24 protein-coding genes are annotated in these 21,485 nt (G+C 63.0%); 13 read left to right on the top strand and 11 right to left on the bottom strand.

What is annotated here, in order from left to right; translation table 11 throughout:
- Positions 1 to 38 precede the first annotated feature (38 nt).
- Positions 39 to 950 carry a LysR family transcriptional regulator gene (locus UP06_RS35915; RefSeq protein ID WP_045008383.1) on the bottom strand — a complete coding sequence of 304 codons (912 nt, stop codon included), beginning with the start codon at positions 948 to 950 and terminating at the stop codon, positions 39 to 41.
- Between the two features lie 196 nt (positions 951 to 1,146).
- On the opposite strand from UP06_RS35915, the gene UP06_RS35910 reads away from it, so the two are divergent.
- From UP06_RS35910 to UP06_RS35885, 6 genes are all read left to right on the top strand, one after another.
- Positions 1,147 to 2,175 carry a transporter substrate-binding domain-containing protein gene (locus UP06_RS35910; RefSeq protein ID WP_045008382.1) on the top strand — a complete coding sequence of 343 codons (1,029 nt, stop codon included), beginning with the start codon at positions 1,147 to 1,149 and terminating at the stop codon, positions 2,173 to 2,175.
- Between the two features lie 53 nt (positions 2,176 to 2,228).
- A complete protein-coding gene (locus UP06_RS35905; RefSeq protein WP_050032563.1) occupies positions 2,229 to 3,422 on the top strand; it encodes an ABC transporter permease subunit in 1,194 nt (397 codons plus the stop codon).
- Positions 3,419 to 4,552, top strand: a complete 1,134-nt coding sequence (locus UP06_RS35900) for an amino acid ABC transporter permease (protein ID WP_045008381.1) — start codon at positions 3,419 to 3,421, stop codon at positions 4,550 to 4,552. Before UP06_RS35905 ends, UP06_RS35900 begins: the two co-directional genes overlap by 4 nt.
- Positions 4,549 to 5,343, top strand: a complete 795-nt coding sequence (locus UP06_RS35895; protein ID WP_045008380.1) for an amino acid ABC transporter ATP-binding protein — start codon at positions 4,549 to 4,551, stop codon at positions 5,341 to 5,343. The genes UP06_RS35900 and UP06_RS35895 overlap by 4 nt, the downstream gene beginning before the upstream one ends.
- A 62-nt stretch (positions 5,344 to 5,405) precedes the next feature.
- The gene (gene glyA / locus UP06_RS35890; protein WP_050032562.1) at positions 5,406 to 6,707 is read left to right on the top strand and encodes a serine hydroxymethyltransferase; all 1,302 of its coding nucleotides are present in this window, start codon (positions 5,406 to 5,408) and stop codon (positions 6,705 to 6,707) included.
- Positions 6,708 to 6,730: 23 nt separating this feature from the next.
- Positions 6,731 to 7,900 carry an aminotransferase class V-fold PLP-dependent enzyme gene (locus tag UP06_RS35885; RefSeq protein WP_050032635.1) on the top strand — a complete coding sequence of 390 codons (1,170 nt, stop codon included), beginning with the start codon at positions 6,731 to 6,733 and terminating at the stop codon, positions 7,898 to 7,900.
- Positions 7,901 to 8,123: 223 nt separating this feature from the next.
- On the opposite strand, the gene UP06_RS35880 is transcribed toward UP06_RS35885, so the two are convergent.
- Positions 8,124 to 8,834, bottom strand: coding sequence for a hypothetical protein (locus UP06_RS35880; protein WP_045008814.1), 711 nt, complete (start codon positions 8,832 to 8,834; stop codon positions 8,124 to 8,126).
- Positions 8,835 to 9,056: 222 nt separating this feature from the next.
- Between UP06_RS35880 and UP06_RS35875 the strand changes: the two genes are divergently transcribed.
- Together UP06_RS35875 and UP06_RS35870 are read left to right on the top strand one after the other, a co-directional pair.
- A complete protein-coding gene (locus UP06_RS35875; RefSeq protein WP_045008378.1) occupies positions 9,057 to 9,386 on the top strand; it encodes a DUF6949 family protein in 330 nt (109 codons plus the stop codon).
- Positions 9,387 to 9,474: 88 nt separating this feature from the next.
- Positions 9,475 to 10,005, top strand: coding sequence for a gamma carbonic anhydrase family protein (locus UP06_RS35870; protein WP_045008377.1), 531 nt, complete (start codon positions 9,475 to 9,477; stop codon positions 10,003 to 10,005).
- Positions 10,006 to 10,007: 2 nt separating this feature from the next.
- Here the strand turns inward: UP06_RS35870 and UP06_RS41785 are convergent, their stop codons facing one another.
- Both UP06_RS41785 and UP06_RS35865 read right to left on the bottom strand, forming a co-directional pair.
- Positions 10,008 to 10,172, bottom strand: a complete 165-nt coding sequence (locus UP06_RS41785; RefSeq protein ID WP_197087460.1) for a hypothetical protein — start codon at positions 10,170 to 10,172, stop codon at positions 10,008 to 10,010.
- Positions 10,169 to 10,399, bottom strand: coding sequence for a hypothetical protein (locus tag UP06_RS35865; protein WP_045008376.1), 231 nt, complete (start codon positions 10,397 to 10,399; stop codon positions 10,169 to 10,171). Before UP06_RS35865 ends, UP06_RS41785 begins: the two co-directional genes overlap by 4 nt.
- A 95-nt stretch (positions 10,400 to 10,494) precedes the next feature.
- On the opposite strand from UP06_RS35865, the gene UP06_RS35860 reads away from it, so the two are divergent.
- Positions 10,495 to 10,812, top strand: coding sequence for a hypothetical protein (locus UP06_RS35860; protein WP_050032560.1), 318 nt, complete (start codon positions 10,495 to 10,497; stop codon positions 10,810 to 10,812).
- 103 nt (positions 10,813 to 10,915) lie between these two features.
- Positions 10,916 to 11,275 carry a hypothetical protein gene (locus tag UP06_RS35855; RefSeq protein ID WP_045008375.1) on the top strand — a complete coding sequence of 120 codons (360 nt, stop codon included), beginning with the start codon at positions 10,916 to 10,918 and terminating at the stop codon, positions 11,273 to 11,275.
- A 206-nt stretch (positions 11,276 to 11,481) separates the two neighbouring features.
- Here UP06_RS35855 and UP06_RS35850 read toward each other — a convergent pair whose 3' ends face one another.
- From UP06_RS35850 to UP06_RS35825, 6 genes are all read right to left on the bottom strand, one after another.
- On the bottom strand, positions 11,482 to 11,976 hold the full coding sequence (locus UP06_RS35850; RefSeq protein WP_045008374.1) for a hypothetical protein: 495 nt from the start codon (positions 11,974 to 11,976) through the stop codon (positions 11,482 to 11,484).
- Between the two features lie 201 nt (positions 11,977 to 12,177).
- Positions 12,178 to 12,909, bottom strand: coding sequence for an aspartate/glutamate racemase family protein (locus tag UP06_RS35845; RefSeq protein ID WP_045008373.1), 732 nt, complete (start codon positions 12,907 to 12,909; stop codon positions 12,178 to 12,180).
- A 21-nt stretch (positions 12,910 to 12,930) separates the two neighbouring features.
- Complete coding sequence (locus UP06_RS35840; protein ID WP_045008372.1) at positions 12,931 to 13,809, bottom strand: ABC transporter permease; 879 nt, start codon at positions 13,807 to 13,809, stop codon at positions 12,931 to 12,933.
- A 3-nt stretch (positions 13,810 to 13,812) separates the two neighbouring features.
- A complete protein-coding gene (locus tag UP06_RS35835; RefSeq protein ID WP_045008371.1) occupies positions 13,813 to 14,772 on the bottom strand; it encodes an ABC transporter permease in 960 nt (319 codons plus the stop codon).
- The gene (locus UP06_RS35830) at positions 14,772 to 16,061 is read right to left on the bottom strand and encodes an ABC transporter substrate-binding protein (RefSeq protein ID WP_045008370.1); all 1,290 of its coding nucleotides are present in this window, start codon (positions 16,059 to 16,061) and stop codon (positions 14,772 to 14,774) included. The genes UP06_RS35835 and UP06_RS35830 overlap by 1 nt, the downstream gene beginning before the upstream one ends.
- A gap of 40 nt (positions 16,062 to 16,101) precedes the next feature.
- A complete protein-coding gene (locus UP06_RS35825) occupies positions 16,102 to 17,088 on the bottom strand; it encodes an ABC transporter ATP-binding protein (protein WP_045008369.1) in 987 nt (328 codons plus the stop codon).
- 268 nt (positions 17,089 to 17,356) lie between these two features.
- On the opposite strand from UP06_RS35825, the gene UP06_RS35820 reads away from it, so the two are divergent.
- The 3 genes from UP06_RS35820 to UP06_RS35810 all read left to right on the top strand — a co-directional run bounded on the left by UP06_RS35820 (position 17,357) and on the right by UP06_RS35810 (position 20,513).
- Entirely contained in the window at positions 17,357 to 18,064 is a 708-nt protein-coding gene (locus UP06_RS35820) for a GntR family transcriptional regulator (protein WP_045008368.1), read from the top strand.
- Positions 18,065 to 18,583: 519 nt separating this feature from the next.
- Positions 18,584 to 19,147 (top strand): HdeD family acid-resistance protein, encoded by a 564-nt coding sequence (locus UP06_RS35815; protein ID WP_045008367.1) that lies wholly within the window; start codon positions 18,584 to 18,586, stop codon positions 19,145 to 19,147.
- A 25-nt stretch (positions 19,148 to 19,172) separates the two neighbouring features.
- Positions 19,173 to 20,513, top strand: a complete 1,341-nt coding sequence (locus UP06_RS35810; protein WP_045008366.1) for a metal-dependent hydrolase family protein — start codon at positions 19,173 to 19,175, stop codon at positions 20,511 to 20,513.
- A gap of 144 nt (positions 20,514 to 20,657) precedes the next feature.
- On the opposite strand, the gene UP06_RS35805 is transcribed toward UP06_RS35810, so the two are convergent.
- Entirely contained in the window at positions 20,658 to 21,284 is a 627-nt protein-coding gene (locus UP06_RS35805; RefSeq protein ID WP_045008365.1) for a transglutaminase-like cysteine peptidase, read from the bottom strand.
- Between the last annotated feature and the right edge of the window lie 201 nt (positions 21,285 to 21,485).

Raw genomic sequence — 21,485 nt, 5'->3', positions numbered from 1 at the left:
CCTATCAGCCGGTCAATACCGCGCAAGCGAGCTGCGCGTCAGCTCCGCGAACCCGTCATCGACGTCACCACGGCTCGAAGCTCGTTGACGAATTCAGCGATCGCCGGATTGCGTCTTTCACCGGTGCGAAAGGCTACGAATATCCGCCGTGTGATGATCGGCCGGATCTCCTTGAGACGTAAGGTGCCGATATGGTCGCGCCCGCGTAGCCCGGGGTTAATCGAAACCGAGCAGCTCGCCTCGACCATCGCCCGGACCACCTCAAAACTGTGGCAGCGGGCATTGATGATGGGATCGAATCCGGCATCGCGACACGCGCCGACGATCACGTCGGAATAGGTGGCCGACGTCGTATCGAGGACCCATCGCTCTGTTGCCAACTCCGGCAAAGTGAGATGAGGTCGCTCGGCCAGCGGATGGTCGCGCGGCAGCAGAACATGGAGGTGGTCGTCGAGAAGATGCAGCATCTCGACCTGCGTCTCCGAGAGGCCGGCCGAAGTGGTCAGGTCGTCGACAATCGCGACGTCCGTCTGCCAGGCTCGCAGGGCGGCCAAGCTGTCGTCAGGCTCCAGCTCCTCGAATATTGTCGCCAGATCGGGGAAGCGAGCCGACATCGCCCGGATCGTCGGCGGGATGAGAGATGCGGCGACAGAAGGAAATGCCGCGACGCGCAGCTCGCCAGCGACGGTCTTCTTGAGCTCCGCGAGATCGGTCTTTGCTTCCTCCAGGATGCCGATGACCCGCCCCGCGTGGTCGGCGAGTCGCTGTCCCGCCGGCGTGAGCCGTACACCGCGGCCTCTGCGTTCCACCAATTCAGTCCCCGTTTCGTCCTCAAGCTGCGCGATCTGCTGCGAAACGGCTGATGGAGAGATCAGCAAGGCTTCGGCTACTGCTGCCATTGTTTTTCGCAGCGAAAGCTCACGAAGCGTGCGGAGTCGGGCGAAATCCATTCGTTAGCTCCAACAAGTGCCCAGAACACAATCATGCATATTATCTAATGTATATCGCGAAATTAATTAAGTAGACCAGAATTGTTTTGCGGCTGTAGCCTCATTCCCCAGAGCAGTTCGGGTGTTCACAAGAGGAGCACATCCCAAGTCCCGGCTGACACGCGTTGGACGACAACAGGCAAAGAGGGGTTCTCAGATGGCTCGTTCCAAATTCCTGGTCGCTGCGCTTGTCGCAGCATCGCTGTGGGCGAGCGGTGCATCCGCCTCCGTCCTCGACAACGTCAAGCAGCGCGGCATCCTGAACTGCGGCACCGACAACACGGCCCCTGGCTTCGGCTACCTCAACACCAAGACCGGCAAGATCGAAGGATTAGATGCCGATTTCTGCCGCGCGATGGCCGCTGCCGTTCTCGGCGATGCCAGCAAGGTCAACTTCGTCATCGTCACCGACAAGAGTCGCTTTAACGCCTTGCAGACCGGACAGGCCGATGTCGTCTTTGCGCACACGACCATCAAGCCGGTGCGCGAATCCGCCATCGGTATCGATTTCCTGCCGATCAGTTTCTACGACGGCACCGGCATGATGGTGAAGTCGGCATCCGGCGTGAAATCCGTTGCGGAGCTGGACGGCGCGACGATCTGCACGACGCAGGGCTCCGGCACCGAAGCCACGCTCGCCAGCTTCGTCCGCGTGCGCGGTTTCAAGACCACCAAGGTGCTCACTTTCGAGAATCTCGAGAAGCTGTTTGGCGCGCTTCAGGGCGATCGCTGTAACGCGATGTCGACGGACAAATCTGCGCTTGCAGCCTGGCGTGGCAACTCGCCCAAGCCGGACGACTTCACGATCCTGCCCGAGACGCTGAATAAGTCGCCGTTCGCCGGTTTCGTCATCGCCAACGATTCCAGATGGCGCAATCTCCTGCGCTGGGCAACGTTCGCGCTGTTCCAGGCGGAAGAATGGGACATCACGACGGCCAATCTGGCCGACAGGCAGAAGGACGAGACCGCTTTCGTGCAGAAATTCCTCGGCGTGAAGGACGGCTTCGGCAAGGATTTCGGCGTCGCCGACGATTTCGTCGCCAGCATGATCAAGTCGGTCGGAAATTACGGCGAGATCTACGACCGGAACCTTGGACCGAAGACACCCTATTTCATCGATCGTGCCGGCACGCCCAACGCGATGTGGACCAAGGGCGGTGCCGAGTACTCGCCTCCGTGGAACTGAGCCACATGGTCATGGGCGAGCCGACAGGCTCGCCTCGATCTCGGGAGGGCGTCGTGACCACGCAGATTGTCGAATATCACAGCATCCCGCCGGCGCGTCGCGGCCTGCTGATCGCGTCCAAATGGCTATTGCAGGCTGCGATCGTCATCGTGGTGGCTGGGCTCGTTATCTGGCTTGGCCTTGCGGTCCGTGAGGCGCTCGCCCGCAAGGGCATCCAGTTCTCGTTCGGCTATCTCGGCAACGTCGCGAATTTCAGTCTCAGTGAAGGCTTCGTGCCCTCACGTGAGGGCAATTGGCTGGTTTTGGAGCTTTTCTCTCCCACGCAAACCAATCTGCAGGCGCTGCTGGCGGGCCTTTGGAATTCGCTCAAGGTCGCCCTCTCGGCGATCGTCCTCTGCACATTGTTCGGTACGCTGGTCGGCGTCGGCCGGCTCTCGACGAACTGGCTGGTGCGCAACCTCTGCTTTGGGCTGGTCGAAGCGATACGCAACACACCGCTGCTGATCCAGATCGTGTTCTGGTACTTCGCGGTGGTGCTGCGGTTTCCTCCGGCCAACGCCGCTTCGAATTGGTTCGGCGGCCTTCTCGCCAGTCGTTCGGGTGTATTCTTTCCTGGCCTTGCGATTTCCGAGCGCGCAGGCGTTGCGTCGTGGGGATTGCTCGCCGCGGCCTTCGCTTTCGTTGCCGCCTGCGTGGTTCTGCGCGGACTGCGACTTCGGTTGATCCTCCTGGCGGCGGCGATCTCGGCCCTGATTGCAGCCGCCTTCATCGGTTTTCCCCTTGGCCTTGACCTTCCAGTCGCGACCCGGTTCGGCGCGCGCGGAGGCTTTGCCATCTCACCGGAAATGACGGCGCTCCTCCTTGCGATCGTCGTCAACAGCTCCGCCTATGTCGCCGAGATCGTCCGCGGCGCGATCGAGTCCTTGCCAAAGGGACAATGGGAGGCGTCTGCCTCGCTTGGATTGTCGCGTTCCCACACGCTGCGCGACATCATCCTTCCTCAGGTATTTCGGATCGTCCTGCCGTCGCTCGCCAACCGCTACATCAGCTTGACCAAGGATACCTCGCTCGGGATCGCCATCGGCTTTCCCGACCTGTTCAACGTCTACGGTACTGTCTCGAACCAGACCGGGCGGAATCTCGAAGGCGTCGTGATCGTGATGCTGACCTATCTCGCGCTGAGCTGGATCATCAGCGGCTGCGTGAATGGCGTCAACGCGCGCGTCAATGGACGGAGGATGCGATGACCACGGTCGCGCTGCGGTGGGTCCACCGCAATCTCTTCGCCAAGCCGTTCGATGCCGCGCTGTCGCTTGTCGTCATCCCGCTGCTGGCCTGGGCGGTCTATGCCTTTGTGTACTGGGTGCTGGTCCAGGCGCATTGGCAAGTCGTTGGCGGCAGCTTCAAGGTGCTGATGACCGGCATATATCCCGCCGATCAGTTGTGGCGGGCATGGTTCTCCGTCGCAACGCTCTGCGCGATGTTCGGCGCGGGCCTCGGCCTTTCGGTTCGCCCGGGGCGAGCCGCGCTGACGGTCGTCGCATTGGCCGTGACGCTGACCGGTGTCATGGTCGCGGTCGCGATCGACGCGCATTCGGGCATGCTTGCTGCCGGCAGTGCTGCGCTCGGCGTTGCTGCATGGTGCGGTGTCCATCGTTCGGCTCTGGACCAGCGCCTCGTCCTGTCCGGACTTCTCGCGGGCGTGGTCGCAATCTTCGTCGTGCTCTCGCCGCCGGGCTTCGACGTCTGGGGCGGTCTGCTGCTCAGCGTCGTCCTGACGATCGCGGTCTCGATCCTGACCTTGCCCTTCGGAATCTTGCTCGCGCTCGGCCGGCAGAGCCGCATCACCAGCCTGCGCCTGATTTCGACCGCCTATATCGAGACGATGCGGTCGGTGCCGTTGATCCTCGTCGTCTACTGGATCTGGATCATCGTGCCGCTGCTGGCGCCGGATACGTCCGTCCCGGGGCTGCTGCGCGGGATGGCCGGCTTTGCGCTCTTCTTTGCGGCCTATGTCGCGGAGTATGTCCGCAGCGGACTTCAGGCCGTGCCCAAGGGGCAGATCGAGGCGGCGCGTTCGCTCGCCATGAGCGGCTGGACGCTCAATGTCGACATCGTCCTGCCGCAGGCGCTGCGGGTTGTCGTTCCTTCGCTGGTCGGACAGATCCTCGACATCTTCAACGGCGCGACGCTGGTCTTCATTATCGGCCTGACCGACTTCCTGCGCGCCGGCCAGATGATTCTCGCCGATCCGCAGAACAGCGGCCGGACCTACGAGATCTACGTCTTCCTTTTCGCCGTCTATCTCGCCATCGGCGGGGCGATCACCTACGCCTCGCGCCGACTCGAAACCCATCTCGCAAGGGGATCGCGATGAACGCCATTCAGGTTCCAGCGGCCACGATTTCGCGCGATGTCATCGTCGGAATCGCTCGCCTCAACAAGTTCTTTGGGGCGTTCCATGTCCTGAAGGATGTCGATCTCGACGTCGGGCGCGGCGAGGTCGTCGTCATCATCGGTGCCAGCGGCTCCGGGAAATCGACCTTGATCCGCTGTGTCAACGGTCTGGAGATGTACCAGAGCGGGCGCCTGACCGTCGACGGATTCGACATGCCGACGGAGGCTGATCGTGAGATCGGCGGCGAGAGGGAATTGGCCAGGATCCGCAAGGGCGTCGGCATGGTGTTTCAGCAGTTCAATCTCTTTCCGCATATGAGCGCGCTCGACAACGTCGCAATTGCGCCGATCCGTGTTCGCGGCCACACGCCCGACGAAGCGAAGGCGAATGCGTTGCGCCTGCTCGAGAGGGTCGGACTGCGCGACCACGCCCACAAGTTTCCGGATCAGCTTTCTGGCGGTCAACAACAACGTGTCGCAATTGCTCGGTCGCTGGCGATGGCGCCGCATATCATGCTGTTCGACGAGCCGACCTCGGCCCTCGACCCCGAAATGGTCGGCGAGGTGCTTGACGTCATGCGCGGACTCGCTCGCGAGGGCATGACCATGATGATCGTGACCCACGAGATGGGTTTCGCCCGCGAGGTGGCCGATCGCGTCGTGTACATCGATCACGGACGCATCCTGGAAATAGGCACGCCGGCGGAGATCTTCGACCGGCCGACGCACGAACGAACCCGAACCTTCCTGTCACGCGTGCTTCGGCACTGACGAAACCGTCCTTCGTGCTCGCGGAACGAGCGCATTTCCGACCACATAGAAGAGGATGACCGATGTCACTTTCAGCGGGCTCTATTCCGGCCCATTCAACTCACCGCAGCCGGGACAACTTCTTTGAGGCCGACTCCCGGCAGCTCGGAGCGGACGTCGTCGCGCTGATCGACCAGGACCGCAAAAGGGAGACGCAGTCCCTCAACATGATCGCTTCGGCCTCCTATGCACCGCTCGGCCTGCGACAGATCGAAGGAACCCACCTCGTCAACCGTGCGCCGATGGGTCTGCCTGGCCGTCGCAGCGTCGCCAATTCCGAAGAACTCGACGCGATCGAGAACCTCGCCATCGATCGGGCGAAGGCGATCTTCCGCGCCGAATACGTCAACGTGCAGGCGCTGTCTTCGACCATCGCCAACGTCGCCGTCCTGCGCGCGATCCTGCCTGCCGAAAGCGCCCGGTTGCTCACCTTCGACGAGCTCGCCGGTGGCCATGTTAGTCACGGCGCCATGCGCCATATCACCGGCGCGAACCGCGAGGTCGTCTCCTTCGGTGTAACCCGCGCTGGCGCCGTCGATCTGGACCAGACCCGCGACCTCGCGCGCAAGATGAGACCGCATGTCTTGCTTGCCGGCCCGTCTTCGTACCCGCGCGAGATCGACTTCGCCGGATTGAAGAATATCGCCGACGAGGTCGGCGCGCTCCTTTTCTCCGACATTGCACATGTTGCAGGGCTGATCGCGGCCGGCCTCCATGCCAACCCCGTTCCGTTCTCCGACGTTTCCACGACCTCGACGCAGAAGACATTGTGCGGACCACGCAATGGCGCGTTTGTTTTCGCCAAAGAGCGCTTCGGCGCCGCCATCGACGCCGCCATCTATCCCGGCCTGCAAGGGCCGGCAGCCTCGAACATGATCGCGGCGCGGGCCGTGCAGATGGAGATGATTACCCGCCCGGCCTTTGCGCAGCTCATGCGCGACGTCGTCGCGAATGCAAAGGCTTTCGGTGCGGGCCTGGAGGAGGGCGGCATCGAGCTCTACACCGGAGGCACGGACTCGCACATGATCATGGCTTACACCGGCGAGAGTTGGACGCAGCCGGAATTGGTCGCGGGGCTCGGTGGGTATGGTGTTATCGGCAACGCCATGCGTGCGCCGGGGCAAGCCGGCGAACCACGTACCGCGTTCCGGTTCGGCAGCGTTGCGCTGACGATCCGCGGCTTCGATATCGCCGAGGCGAGGACACTCGGTCGTGAAGTTGCGGAGATCTTACGAGCCGGCCCAAGCGCCTCCGTCGATCGCGCGCGGCTGCGCAGGCTGAAAGATCTGGCCGACGCCCACCCCATTCCGTCCTTCGTCGATTGATCCCGCACGCGGAGCCGTTCACCATGAGTCGCCACTACGACGTTGCTGCGGTCCGCAGCCAGTTTCCCGTGACCGAGCGCTTGCTCTATCTCGATTCCGCTCACCAGACGCCGCTCGCCACCAGCGTTCGCGAGGCGTTGCTCGGGTTTTATCGGGAAGGCAGTGAAATGGCGGGCCCGAAGCCGGTCTGGCTCGACCGGGTCGAGCAGGTTCGTGCCCGGGTCGCGAAGCTCCTCAATGCCGCGCCGGCCGAGATCGCCTTCACCAAGAACACGTCCGAGGGCATGAACATTGCCGCCAACGCATTGCCGCTGGCGGCGGGCGACAATGTGCTCCTGGTCGAAGGGGACCATCCCAACAACGCCTATGCCTTTCTTAATCTGCGACGCAAGGGAGTCGAGGTGCGCTTTGTGCCGATGACGGGTGAGACAGCGCGCGCCGAGATGTTCGCGCCCCACATCGATGCCCGCACGCGTGCAATCTCGCTCTCGCACGTGACCTTTCACGCGGGGCACCGTTTCGACATCGACGGCATCGGTGCGTTCTGCGCGCAGAACGGGCTCTATTTCGTCATCGACGCGATGCAGTCGATCGGTGTCGTTCCGCTTGATACTGCGACGAGCGGAGCAAGTCTGATTGGGGCGGGCTGCCACAAGGGGCTGCTGGTGCCGCAGGGCCTCGGCATCCTCTATTGCCGGCAGGGGCTCGACGAGCTCCAGCCGGCGTATCTTGCCATGTCCAGCCTCGCTCATCCGCCCGGCGACTACATTGCGCGCGCAGACAACATGACGCCAAAGGCGGACGCCGGGCGGTTTGAGATCGGCAACCTTAATCTGCCCGATATCCATGCGCTGGATGCTTCGCTGACGCTCATCGAAAGCGTCGGTGTATCCGCCATCGAAGCTCACCTCTATGATCTCGGCGACCACCTGATCGAGCGCATGGATGATCTCGGTATCCGTCTCGTGGGGCCGCGCGACCGCGCCGATCGCTCGCCGCACATCTACGTGCTGGATTTGCCGGCGGACGAGTGGGCCGATTATCTGGCCAGCCGGCAGGTGCGCGTGTCTCCGGAGCGCGACGGCATCCGCGTTTCTTTCGGCCTTTTCAACATCGCCGAGGATGTCGACCGGTTCGCACGGATACTTGCCGAGCGCGGCGCTTTGCCGGCCCGCGCAGGCGCGGCCGCCTGAACGTCGACGATTATGAGGTGGGGGAGGCAGCTGACGGGATCTTGCAATGATGCCATCTTGCCCCTGTTTTGCCCGACGGGGCAACCGGTTTTCGAAAAATACGAAAGCATCGATGATGCCGATGCTTGGCTACTGTGCATGGGGTTGTTTTCGACATTTTTTATTCGGAGGCTTCAGCCCGTCCCGGCAAGCTGATCTCGCGACGGGGCGTAGGGGCTGCGCGTCACCCCCTTGGCCCGCGCAACTGCACCGTCAGCTTGTCCATCGCCTCCGCGACGTCGCGCCACTGCGATAGCCAGCTCCGCGGAAAGCGGAAGGTCAGGTCGGCGCCGTCGACGCGGCGCTCGGACAGGCACATGCCGGGCGTCGCCGCATCGCGCGTGCACCGCGCGGCGAGCGCGGGGCTCGTCCCGGAATACAGATCCTCGTTGCCATAGGGCGTGTCAGTGCGGAACATCCGCATCGTCAGACCGTCTTCCGGCGTCGTCGCAGCCTGGTCGAGATAGCGCGGATAGATCGTGGCTGTTCGCTGTTCGGGCGAGAGCGCATCGTGATGCGCCGCGATCGACAGGAAGATGCGGTCGATCGGCTGCATCGCTGCGTCGACGCTGTCGGCGCTGACGTGCTTCGGGGTGCCCGGCGGCTCCAGCGAGGGATAAAGGAAATCGACGTCGATGCGCTCCTGCGGTCCGGAGTGCCGCTGGATCTTCATCCGGATCGCCGATGTCGGCAGATTGAACAGCGTGCCGCCGACGCTTACCGGCAGCTTGTCCGGGGCGTTGGCGCCGCCCGTGCTCCAGGTCGGCCACAGCAGATAGGCGACCAGCGCGATTGCGCCTGCCGCGAACACGCCGACGAGCACGAACGGGACCAGGTGCGCACGGGTGCGCGTCCTGGAGGAGCGAGGGGAGGAGGCTGCTGAAAACACCGTCATGACGTTGCGCAAATGAGCCCGGAGTCGGCCGATGGCCGACGAATCAACGGCGAATATGCCATGCGGCGGCGATTTGGCGGAAGGTTCCCGGCTACCGGGAACGGGAGAGGGCCCTGCGCGGGCCGGGTGGCGCCGTTAACCTTCGCTTAAGGATAATGTAGCGTTAACCGGCACTTTTTGTCACAGCAAGATACCGGCGTTGCGTAAGGGCGGACTGTTCCAATGACACCTGAAGCTCTCAATACTTTGTTCGCGATCTGCATCGGCTTCGCGCTCGCGGGCGCGCTCGCAAATGGATACCAGGCGATGTCGCAACGGCCTGCCGGTTTCGGGCTGTTGCAGGAGGGCGTGGCCCCGAAGACATTTGCGGCGGTGCCGTTCCTGGTGTTCGCGGCGCCCTTCATCATCATGCGCAACACGCTGCGCGGGATGCGGGTGGAGAGCCGACGCTTCGAATTCGTGCTGATGGCGACCGTCATCGCCGGCTTCTGGAGCATGATGAGCGGCACCTTCTTCATGATGACGCTGCGCGCGGCCGGCGTCCTGGCCTGACGCTCATTGCAGGGCTGCCAGGTGAGGCGGCCCTTTGCCTCTTCTGCTCCGTTTCGCTATGGCTGGGTCCACCTGACAGGAGACCTCCATGGCGATCTACGAGCTCGACGGGCAGGCGCCCGACCTTCCCGCTGACGGCAATTATTTCATCGCGGAGACAGCCACAGTCATCGGCCGCGTGCGCCTGAAGCCGGGCGCCAGCGTCTGGTTCGGCGCGGTGCTGCGTGGCGACAATGAGTGGATCGAGATCGGCGAGGGCGCCAACGTCCAGGACGGCTCGACCTGCCATACCGATCTCGGCTTTCCGCTCGTGATCGGGAAGAACTGCACGGTCGGCCACAACGTCATCCTGCACGGCTGCACCATCGAGGAAGGCGCACTCGTCGGCATGGGCTCGATCGTGATGAACGGCGCGAAGATCGGCCGTAACAGCATCGTCGGCGCCGGTTCCGTCATCACCGAGGGCAAGGAGTTTCCCGAACGCTCCCTGATCATCGGCTCGCCCGCGCGCGTGATCCGCGCGCTTGACGACGCCCAGGTGCAGAAGATGGGAAGTGCGGCGAGGTTCTATGTCGCCAACGGCCCGCGCTTCAAGAAAGGCCTGAAGCGGATCGGGTGAGCTCAGCTCCCCTCGGACTCGCGAGCTTCGATTGTACCCGCGACCTTCTCATGACCGGCCGCCCACAGCGCGTGCTCGGCGCTGCCATCCTGATACGGATTGCCCTCTGCCGGAATGTTTTCGCGCGCGGCGCGTTCGCCCTCTGCAAAGGGATCGCGGTCGGTCATCGTGATTTCGCCTTTCGGGTTTTGGGGCGCGCCGCTGCTTTGTCCGCCACGCCGTCGACTCTCGCGCTCTTACGCAAGGCGTCTCTGAGGTCGATGGGAATGCCGTGCTTCTTCAGGAGGTCGGCGAAGGCTTCATCCGCGAGCTCTTGAAACGTTGCCATCCGGTCGCGCCCCAGTTGCTTCAACTTGTCGAACGTATCCTCGTCGAACGCGATCAGTTTGCGCATGATCGTGGCTACCTCCTTGTTTCAAGCTGATGTGACGGGATTTGTTCCGGAACCTGTCTTTGCCGCAGCCGTTGATGGGGCAAGGAGAATTTCCGATGACCAAATCGTCCGCAACTGCCTCGATCAAGACCTTGACCGTGGTCTTCGCTCTCGCCGCGACGCCGGCCATTTCATTCGCGCAGACGACTGGCGGCTCGACCGGCTCGACCGGATCAACCGGCGGCGTTGCCAATGCGCCGGCGCCAGCGCCTGGTACCAACAGCCTGGGCACCGCCCAATCGTCCGGGGCGAATACCGCGCCCGGTGTCACCACCGGCGCCGGCTCGGGCACGAACCCCGACGCCGATGCCACCGTCAATGCCGAAAACCACCTGCTCGACAAGAAGATGAAGAGCATTTGCCGCGGCTGCTGACGCTCTCGCGGAAGTGAGCCAGCACGCCTGTCATGAAGGCCTCAACGACATTAGGTTGATCCGGTAGTGAAGTGTGGAGCGTGTCCGCACGGAGGGTTGAGTGATGTTACGCAAGACGATCATGGCCGCACTGGCCGTCGCGGCAGTCGTTCTCGCAGCGCCCCAGGCGGCGCAGGCGCGGGGCGGTTTCGGCGGAGGCGGCCATATGGGCGGCGGCCATTGGGGCGGCGGTGGCGGTTGGGGCCATGGCTGGCACGGCGGCGGCTTCTGGCCTGGCATCGCGATCGGCGCCGGCATCGCGGGCGCGGGCTATTATGGTTACGGCTACCCCTACTATGGCGACCCCTATTACTACGGCGCCGGCTATGACGATGGCGGCTATGGCTCCCAGTGCTACCTCGTGCGGAAGCGCGTCATGACCCAATGGGGCTGGCGCATCCGCCGTGCTCAGGTCTGTGAGTAAAGGGGTCTGCGAGTAGCTTTGAAGCCCAGCTGGACCCATTAAAAAACAAGGCCGTTGACGCAATATACCGTCAACGACCTTGCCAGCCCCGGACATTGAAATCGGCTCACGCCATCCGGTACCGGCGAGCATCGCGCGGAATCATACGGACGAGTGTGATCCAGTTCACAAGTGGCGAAAATAAAAGGCGGAGGCGCCGCCGCCGATCAGCCGCGCGATTTGCCGCGTTTACGCACGCTGGCATGGTGGCGCGCCGGTTTCCTCCGGGTAACCGACGGCGTATCGGCCTCGGTGGCCCGGACGCTGGCAAAGGACTGCCGCAGCCCGTCGATGGATTCGTTCAGGGTCGCGACCTGCTCCGACAGGCGCTTGGTGTCGGCCTGTTGGGACGCGAGCAGCCGCTTCATCGTCAAAAGCTGGTCCTGCACGACCTGGAGCTGGTCGATCGATTCCTGCTGGGTCGCCTCTATTCCCTTGGTCTTTTCGACGAGTTGCTCGGAAGCCTGCGCCGTGCGGGCCTGGAGTTGCCGTGACGCGACCACCCGGTCGGTCTCTGGTGCGGCGCCGGTATAGGCGCGCCAGATCGCGATAGAGGTGACGCCGGCGATCAGGAGCAGAAGGGCCGCGGCGGTCAGCGCGATCGGCTGGGCGCCAAGACGAAGGAGGGGATTGGACGGTGCGTCCTCGGCGAGATCGATCATCGCTGACAAAACCCAAATTGAAACTTGGTGAGTGGCGAAGACCGGCAGCCCAAGAAACGCAGAGAACGCAGAACAAGGCGGCCGGGACGTCCCGAAAGTGTTACCCTTCAGCAACAATTGGGACAAAAAAGAGGCTGCGGGCGAAAAAACAGTAATCGGCCGGCCTTTGGCCCTCTGAACGCCCCAAGCCGGGGGACGGAATCAGGGCTGAAACGGCGAAAATGGGCCGGAATAGGTTTTTGAACGCGGCGCGGCATATGGGCCGAGCCGTGACGTCATCAGCCCGAGTCGGACCAGCCCCTCGGCAAGCGTCACCGCTGCAGCCACGCCATCGACCACGGGCAGGCCATGCTTGTCGGCCAGCTCCGCCGCGAGATCCGCCATGCCGGCGCAGCCGAGCACGATGGCCTCGGCGCGATCATCACGGATCGCGGCCGTGATCTCGGTGGAGATTTTCGCGAGCGCCTCGGCGTTGCGCTCCTCGAGCGCAAGCACGGGGACCTCGGCGGCGCGGACGCGGGCGCAGCGCTCGGCGAGGCCGTACTTTCTCAGATTATGTTCGATCGGCACGATCGAGACACCGAGCGTCGTCACCACCGCGAAGCGCGCCGCGATCAGGCTCGCGATGTGGAAGCCGGCCTCGCCAATGCCGATCACCGGCGCCTTTGCGGCCGCGCGCGCAGCATCGAGACCGGTGTCGTCGAAGCAGGCGATGATGTGGGCGTCCGCGCCGTCGCGGTCGGCGTCGCGGATGCAGCCGAGCATGCCGGGGACGGCGAAGGCCTCGTCGTAAAAGCCCTCGATCGAGACCGGGCCCATCGTTGGCTGGCGCGCATCGATCACGGTGTCGGGCAGCGCGATCGCGCGCGCCGCAGCGGCGATCTTCGCCGTCATCGACGCCGTAGTGTTGGGATTGACGACGTGAAGTCGCATCGCGATCAGACAGGCCCCTTGTCAGACAAGCCCTTTGCCGGCGTCCGAGCCCTTGGCCGCCTGCCGCTTGTTGAGCATGTGGATGGTGCCGAGTGCAAGCGTGATCACCGCGAAGGAGACTGCGGAGATGATGGTGCCGAGCGCATAGATGTCCGGGTTCGTCACCGTGGTGGTGAGGCCCTGGAGATCGAGCGGCAATGTATTCACCGCCCCGATCGCCTGGCTGGAGCGCGCGAGCTCGTCCCAGGACAGCGTGAAGCCGAACAGTCCAATGCCGATCACCGAAGGCAAGATGATCGGCAGCACGACATGGCGGAAGGCCTGCCACGGCGTCGCACCGAGATCGCGCGCGGCTTCCTCGAGCCTCGGATCAAAGCGGTTGAAGATCGCGAACATGATGAGCAGGCCGAACGGCAGCGTCCAGGTCAGATGCGCGCCGAGGCCGGAGGTGAGCAGACCCATCGAGGTCTCGAAGTTCTCGTTCCAATGCGCCTTGATCAGATCGTCGATGATGCGGAATTCAAGCGAGATCCCGAGCGAGGTGATGATCGAGGGCACGATGAGGCTCGCGATCGCCGAGTAGAACAAAATGCTCTGCGCCTTGAACTTCCTGCGGAAGGCCATGCCGGCGGCGACCGACAGCACGACGGTGACAGCCATCACGATGATGCCAAGCAGCAGCGAGCGGCGGAAGGCCGCGCCGAGATCGACGATGCCGGTGCCCTGGAATAACTTTTGGAGCCAGAAGGTCGACACGCCATTCATCGGGAAGGTGAGGCCGCCCTGTGGTCCCTGGAACGACAGCACGTAGATCGCGATCATCGGTCCGTAGAGAAACAGCACATAAGCCGCGAAGAAGATCGCGAGAACATAGAAGCTGCGCGGGCGTCCTTCCGTCATCGCCTACAGCTCCTTCTTGATGTCGACGATGCGGGACATCATGGTGATGATCAGGAAGGTGATGATAAGCAGGATCACGGCATTCGCGGCCGCGGCCGGGAATTGCAGCGCGTTCACCCGTGTCTCGATGATCTTGCCGGCAGAGGCGATCTGCTGGCCACCCATCACGCCGATAGTGATGAAGTCGCCCATCACGATGGTGATGACGAAGATCGAGCCGATCACGATGCCGGGTTTGGCCAGGGGAATGATGACGTTGACGAGCGTCTGGAAGCCGGTTGCGCCGGCGTCGTAGGCCGCCTCGATCAGCGACTTGTCGATGCGCACCATCGAATTGAAGATCGGCACCACCATGAAGAACGTGAAAAGGTGCACCAGCGCCAGGACCACGGAGAATTCGGAGAACAGCAGCCATTCCAGCGGCTGGTTGATCAGCCCGCTCTTGACCAGGCCGGAGTTCACCAGGCCGTTGCGGCCGAGCAGCGGGATCCAGGCGATCATGCGGATCACGTTGGAGGTCCAGAACGGGATCGTGCAGAGCAGCGACAACCCCATCTGCCAGGTCTTGGACTTGACGTGGAAGGCGAGGAAGTAGGCGACCCAGAAGCCGATGAAAAGCGTGATCGCCCACACCATCACGCAGAGCTTCAGCGTCTTCACATAGGTTCGCCCGATCGTACAGAGATCAGGCAGCTGCGCGATGCAGCCTTCGAACGTGTCGGTGTAGCCGCGGCCCGAGAAGGCCGGCAGCAACTGATATTCGTTATAGTCCCAGAACGAGACGATGACGACGAACACCAGCGGGATCAGGAAGAAGGCGAGAAACACCAGCATCATCGGCCCGGCCTGGAGCCAGGAGATGAAGGATGGCGACAGGCGCGCCGCTTTCGCGGCGCGCGTCGTGTCGGGTCCCCGGACCAGGTCCGGGGATGACTGTTGCAGGATGTCTTCCGACGTATCCATCACGCAGCGATGAACTCGTTCCACTTGCGGACCATGTAGTCGTTCTCGTCCATCACGGCATTCCAGCACGCAACGCCGCCCATGCGGTCCTCGTAGGAGCCGCCGTCACGCACCGCGCCGGCCTTCTCCAGCAGCGAGCCGTCGGGCGCCTTGATGTCCTTCTCGGCCGGCTTGCCTTCCATCCAGTAGGCCCACTCGTAGGGCTCCATGTTCGCCTTCGCGGTCGAGAGCACAGCCGAGTAGTAACCCTGGCGGTTGAGATAGGCGCCGGCATAGCCGGACAGGAACCAGTTGACGAACTCATAAGCCCAATCGAGCTTCGCACCCGACACGCCCTTGGAGACGCAGAATCCCGAGGCCCAGGACCGATAGCCTTCCTTCAGCGGCTGGAAGGTGCAGGCAATCCCCATCGAGCGCACTTTCGTCACCGCCGGCGACCACATCGACTGGATGACGGTCTCTCCCGAGGCCATCAGATTGACGCTCTCGTTGAAGTCCTTCCAGAACGCGCGGAACTGGCCGGCCTTCTTCGCCTCGGTCATCACCTTCATGGTGAGATCGATCTCTTCCTTGGTCATGTTGCCCTTGTCGGCATATTTGTACTTGCCGGTGGCTTCGACGACCATCGCGGCGTCCATGATGCCGATCGAGGGGATGTTGAGGATCGAGGCCTTGCCCTTGAACTCGGGGTTGAGCAACTCGGCCCAGGAGCTGATCGGGCGCTTGATGATGTCGGGACGGATGCCGAGCGTGTCGGCGTTGTAGACGGTCGGGATCAGCGTGACGAACTCGGTCGCCGTCTTGGAGAAGGTCTTGGAGTCCTTGCCTTCGAGATAGAGCACCTTCCAGGGCGCGGTGCCCTGATTGCCGATCTTCTTGCCGCCGGGCGTCTCGCCCTTGGTGAAGACCGGCGTGATGTTGTCGAATTCCTTGATCTTCTTGGAGTCGAGGGCAAGGATGTTGCCCGATGGCACCAGCTTCTTCAGCGAGAAATATTCGGTGTCCAGCACGTCGAAGGAATTCGGCTGGGTCATCACGCGCTTGGTGACGTCGTCGGTGGTCGCGGTGATGTATTCGATCTTGATGCCGGTGTCCTTGAGGCACTGCTTCGAGATGTCGTCGCCCTCGTTCACGGCGGTGCCGAGATAGCGCAGCACTTTCGGCTCGGCCGACATCACATAGGGAAAGCCGGTGATGGCGCCGGAGCCGGCGGCAAGGCCGGCGAGCCCTGCGGTGCTCTTCAATAGCGTGCGGCGGCTGACACCTGTCTTTCTGGTCGTCTCGGTCATATCAGTCACTCCTCTGTTGCGCATTTTCTAAGTGAAATCGTTATTGCAGGCGTTGCGCCTTGGCGGGATCCCAGGTGGCCAGCACGCGATCGCCCGGACGGAACGGGTGAACGTCGAAGGCGGCCTCGGAAACGTGTGAGAACAGGGCGGTGCCGTCGTCCAGCGTAAGCGAGACGGCGACATAGGAGCCCTGGTACTCGGTCTGGGTCAGCAGCGCCGGCGCGCCGAACACGCCGTCAGTGAACGGCACGATGCCGAGCTGATCGGCGCGCACGGCGATGAGTTTGCCAGCGTCGCTGAGGACGTTGTGGCCGCCGATGAAGCGGGCCACGAATTCGGTGCGGGGATGGTGGAAGATATCGCGGGCGGAGCCCTGCTGCTCGATCTTGCCGTGATTCATCACCACGATGTGGTCGGCGAGCGCCATCGCTTCTTCCTGGCCATGGGTGACCTGGATGAAGCTGATGCCGAGCTCGCGCTGGAGCCGCTTCAGTTCGCCCCGCATCCTCACCCGCAGGAACGGATCGAGCGCGGACAGCGGCTCGTCGAGCAGCAGGATCTGCGGCTCGGTGATCAGCGCACGGGCGAGCGCGACGCGCTGCTGCTGGCCGCCAGAGAGCTGCGCCGGGAGCCGCGCCGCATATTGGCTCATGGCCACCAGCTCAAGCAACTCACCGGCGCGCTTGTGCCGAGTCGCGCGGTCGATGCCGCGCATTTTCAGGGCAAATGCGACGTTGTCGAGCACGGTCAGGTGCGGAAACAGCGCATAGGACTGGAACATCATTGCCGTGCCGCGCTTGGCGGGCTCGAGGTCGGTGACGTTCTGCGGCCCCAGAATGATGTCGCCCTCGCTGACCGCCTCGTGGCCCGCAACCATGCGCAAAGTCGAGGTTTTGCCGCAGCCGGATGGGCCGAGCAGGCAGCAATAGGTGCCGGCCGGGATCTTCAGGTTGACGTTGTCGACGGCGAGCGTCGTGTCGTAGCGCTTGGTGACGGCGACCAGTTCGAGGGCGGCGGGAGTGGCCATGGCTTGTCCGAAAGGAGGGCGATGCTTCGGCTTTCTCTGCGAGGTCCGTGCCAACAGCCCCGGGATTGCCGAATTCCAAAACTGTGCAGCGGAGTCAGGCCGTTAGATCGAATTCGGCGCAACCACGCGGCGCGCCGGGCGGGCAGAAATGTGCACACAAAATGGGCGAAGATTGTATAAAGTTTCGCCTGTAATTGGATACAGCTCGTCGACTAACATTCAAGGCCGAACTTCGCCGATCGAGCCCTCAAACCCAACCCTTGAACTGATGGCCGCCAAAACCCGCCAAAAGTCCGATGCGCCAGACGTGAGCGATCGCGTCAGCCGGATCAGGGAAGGCGTGACCGCGGCGATCCTCGAGCATCGCCTGCTGCCGGGCACGAAACTTGGCGAAGACGAGATCGGCGAGATCTATGGCGCCAGCCGCACCCTGGTCCGCACCGCGCTGCAACAGCTTGCGCATGAGGGTATCGTCAACATCGAGAAGAACCGCGGTGCCTTCGTGGCGCGTCCCACACCTGCGGATGCCCGCGAAGTGTTCGAGGCGCGGCGGCTGATCGAGCCCACCATCGTCGACCACGCCTGTGCAGCGGTCTCGCCGGCCTGGATCAATCGCCTCCAGGGGCATCTCGCTGAAGAGCGCGAGGCGGAGCTGCGCGGCGACGCGCGTGCCTCGGTCAGGCTCTCCGGCGAATTTCACCGGCTGATTGCCGAGATGTCCGGCCACAGCATCTATCTCGGCTTCCTGAAAGAGCTGATCGCGCGCTCCTCGCTGATCATCCTGCTCTATCGCCGTCATGACACGCCGGCCTGCGGCACCGATCATCACGCCGAGATCGTCACTGCGATCCGCAAGCGTGACAAGGCCGTCGCACGCGCGCAGATGCTGTCGCATCTTCGCGAGATCGAGGCCGAGCTGTTCTTGAAGGATCCCGCCGCCGACGAGCTGCGGCTGGCGGACGTGCTGGGCGCGTAAGCGAACCGCGATATCGCGGCCTGTTTTCAATGAGAGCGGCAATCTTGCGTTGATCGGGGGTCGAACGCGATGTCCGTCTTTTGATGAGAGTTCGATGCAAGTGAGACAGCCGCACTGACGCATCTTTCAGGAAATTTCGTTCCGACGACACGTGCCCATGTATCTCTCATTCAGTCGTATGGCTGAATTGCAGAAGCGCCCTGTGGTTGCAAATTGACTCGCGTCGGGCGTCGGCATCAACTTACCCTCGCGCATTGAGTTCTGGAACGGAGCCGACACCAGGCGAAGCCGTCCTGTGGAGTGGTGCAATGGCGTCGCGTTCGGTCGTCGATGAGCGGAAGCCGGCGTATGTTTTGACCGGCCATTTGCCAGGCTCCGAAGTGGTGCAGGCGCTTGCGGACGACGCGCAGCGACGATTCAGATCAAATCGCGATGGAGAAAATTCGCAGCTCTATCCGGCGCTTGCACGGGGGCCGTCGCCATTGCGGCTGGCGTTGGCATTAACCGAGGGAGGATGTCATGACGACTTACGACCATAGCGCGCCGATGGGCGCAACCGGCCTGCCGCAACCACCCCGCTGGGTCTGTGTGCTGTTGGGTCTCTTTATGGTGTTCACGGGACTGATGGTGCTGGGCGACGTTGCGTTCTTCACCGTGGTCAGCGCGCTGTTCATCGGCTGGATGGCGATCGCCGCTGGCGCCTTCGAGATCTTCCACGCGTTCTGGACCAAGGGCTGGGGCGGCTTCGTCTGGCAGGTGGTGCTCGGAATTCTCTATATCGCCTTCGGCATCATTCTCGTCAGCCAGCCGCTGACCGGCGCGCTGCTGCTCACCTACGTGCTCGGCCTCGCGCTCCTCGTCTCCGGTGTCGTCCGCATGCTGATCGGCATCGGCCGCTGGCAGCAGGGCGGCGGGATTATGCTCGCGTCAGGCCTGTTCGGCGTGCTTGCGGGTCTCATCATCCTCACGGGCTTTCCGACGACCGGGCTCTGGGTGTTGGGAATGCTGCTCGGCATCGACCTGTTGTCGCACGGCATCGGGTGGCTGACCTTTGCTTGGCGGCCTGTGGCCGCAGCCACGTAACAGCGTATTGGCGCGGAGACTGAATATGTTGGGATTGAAGGTGCGGGCCGGACTCGCAGTGCTGCTTGCAGTGCTTCTCTGCAGCGCGCTGCCTGCGCCGGCCCAACAGGACTCTGCCATCCTGTTCCGCAACGTCAAAATCTTCGACGGAAAGAACGGCGCGCTCTCGGCCGCGTCGAATGTCCTCGTCAGGAATGGGAAGATCGAGAAGATCTCGACCGCGGATATCGCGGCCGCCGGCCAAGTGATCGACGGCGGCGGCCGCGTGCTGATGCCGGGGCTGATCGACGCGCATTGGCATGCGATGCTGGTGCGCCCGACGCCGATGGCCGCAATGGCAGGCGATATCGGCTACAACAATCTGCTCGCCGCCAGCGAAGCGACCGCGACGCTGATGCGCGGCTTTACCACCATACGCGACATGGGTGGGCCGAGTTTCGGCCTCAAGCAGGCCATCGACGAGGACCTCGTCGTCGGTCCGCGCATCTATCCGTCCGGCGCCATCATCACCATCACCAGTGGTCACGGCGACTTCCGCCAACTCTCCGACCTGCCGCGAACCATCGGCGGCATGCTCAGCCGGATGGAGCGGATCGGCGGCAGCATGGTTGCCGACAGTCCCGACGAGGTGCGCGTGCGCGCCCGCGAGCAGCTGATGCAGGGTGCTTCCCAGGTGAAGCTCACCGCGGGCGGCGGCGTGGCCTCGCCGTTCAGTCCATTGGACGTCTCGACCTTCACCGAGCCCGAGCTGCGCGCCGCCGTCGAGGCCGCCGACAATTGGGGCACTTATGTTGCCACGCACGCCTATACGCCGGTCGCGATCCAGCGCTCGATCGCCGCCGGCGTAAGATGTATCGAGCATGGCCATCTCATGGACGAGGCGAGCGCAAAGCTGATGGCGGAGAAGGGGATCTGGCTGAGCACGCAGCCGTTCCTGGATATGTCGATGGGTGCCGGGCTCGGGCCGGCGGAGCAGGACAAGCTGCGGCAGGTGGTCGCCGGCACCGATCGTGTCTATGCGCTGGCCAAGAAGTATCACCTCAAGACTGCGTTCGGCACCGATGTCCTGTTCTCGCAGGCGCTGGCGGAGAAGCAAGGCTCAATGCTGGCCGCGCTGACGCGCTGGTACACGCCGGCCGAAGCGCTGGCCATGGCGACGTCGACCAATGCCGAACTCCTGAGCCTGTCGGGCCTGCGCAATCCCTATCCCGGCAAGCTCGGCGCGGTCGAGGAGGGCGCGCTCGCCGATCTCTTGCTGGTCGACGGCAATCCGCTCGACAACATCGCCCTCGTCGAAGATCCCGCGAAGAATTTTGTGGTGATCATGAAGAGCGGCAAGGTCTACAAGAATATCCTAGCGCGCTGACGAAGGCAGGCGTCGATCATGCCTCAAAAAAAGTTGCGGCCAGCCATTGGGGGATGGCTGGCCGCGCGCGAACCGGTCTGGGACGGGGAGGGGTGGGGATGTGACCGGGTCGCGTAACTCGTTGTCTCGTTCCTACGGATCGAACTACTGATCTCTTGCGCTGGCGGTGGAGACCGCCGGCTTGGTATCTCCGAGCGAGACCCAGACATTGGGATCGCTCTGCGACTGGCGCTTGACGAAGCGGTAGCCGGTTTCCGTCCAGGCAATGACGTTCTCGTTCTGATTGTCGAGAACGTACTCGCCCTTGTCGGTCTTCACCGTCAGCACCGCGTGTCCTTCGCCCTTCTTGTCGCGCACGACGGTGATCAGCAGGGCCTCGCGCGGCCATCCGGCATCGATCAGCATCTTGCGCTTCAACAACACGTAGTCTTCACAGTCGCCGTAACCATCGGTCGGCAGCGACCACTTCTCGATCACGCCCCAGTGCTCCTGGTCGGTCAAAGGCTTGATGGTCTCGTTGACCCAGCGATTGACCTTGGTCAGGTCGCGCCACGCGGTCTGCGACATCACGATGTCGCGCGGCTGCGTCGGCCCGCCCTGACACTGAGCGGTATTCTCCGAACAGAACTCGACCCAGCCGATCGGCGCACGCGTGGTGTCGCCGAGGCTCGCGTAGAGCAGTCGGCTTTCGCCGGCCTGCGCTGTCGCGCCGATCCCGAAGAGCATGGCGGCAAGCGCCAAACCCTTCCCCTGTCCCCTGAAGTCCAACATTGCGGCCCCCGTTTCTTGTTGGGACCACATTGCGCATGGAGCTTTTGCGTTGCCGCTAAGTCCGTCAAGTCAAGTCGAGACGAATACAAGTAAAACGAGCGGCGAATTCGATCTATACTTGAATATTATTCGAATAAAATTTGATATGACTGCAATTGATTCAAATTGTAAGGATTAACGCGGGAACACTGGCGGAACTGC

Origin of the sequence: Bradyrhizobium sp. LTSP857, assembly GCF_000938285.1 — a bacterium.
GTDB lineage: Bacteria > Pseudomonadota > Alphaproteobacteria > Rhizobiales > Xanthobacteraceae > Bradyrhizobium.
Note: the sequence above shows the minus strand (reverse complement) of the source record. Positions and strands in the feature narration are given on the sequence as shown.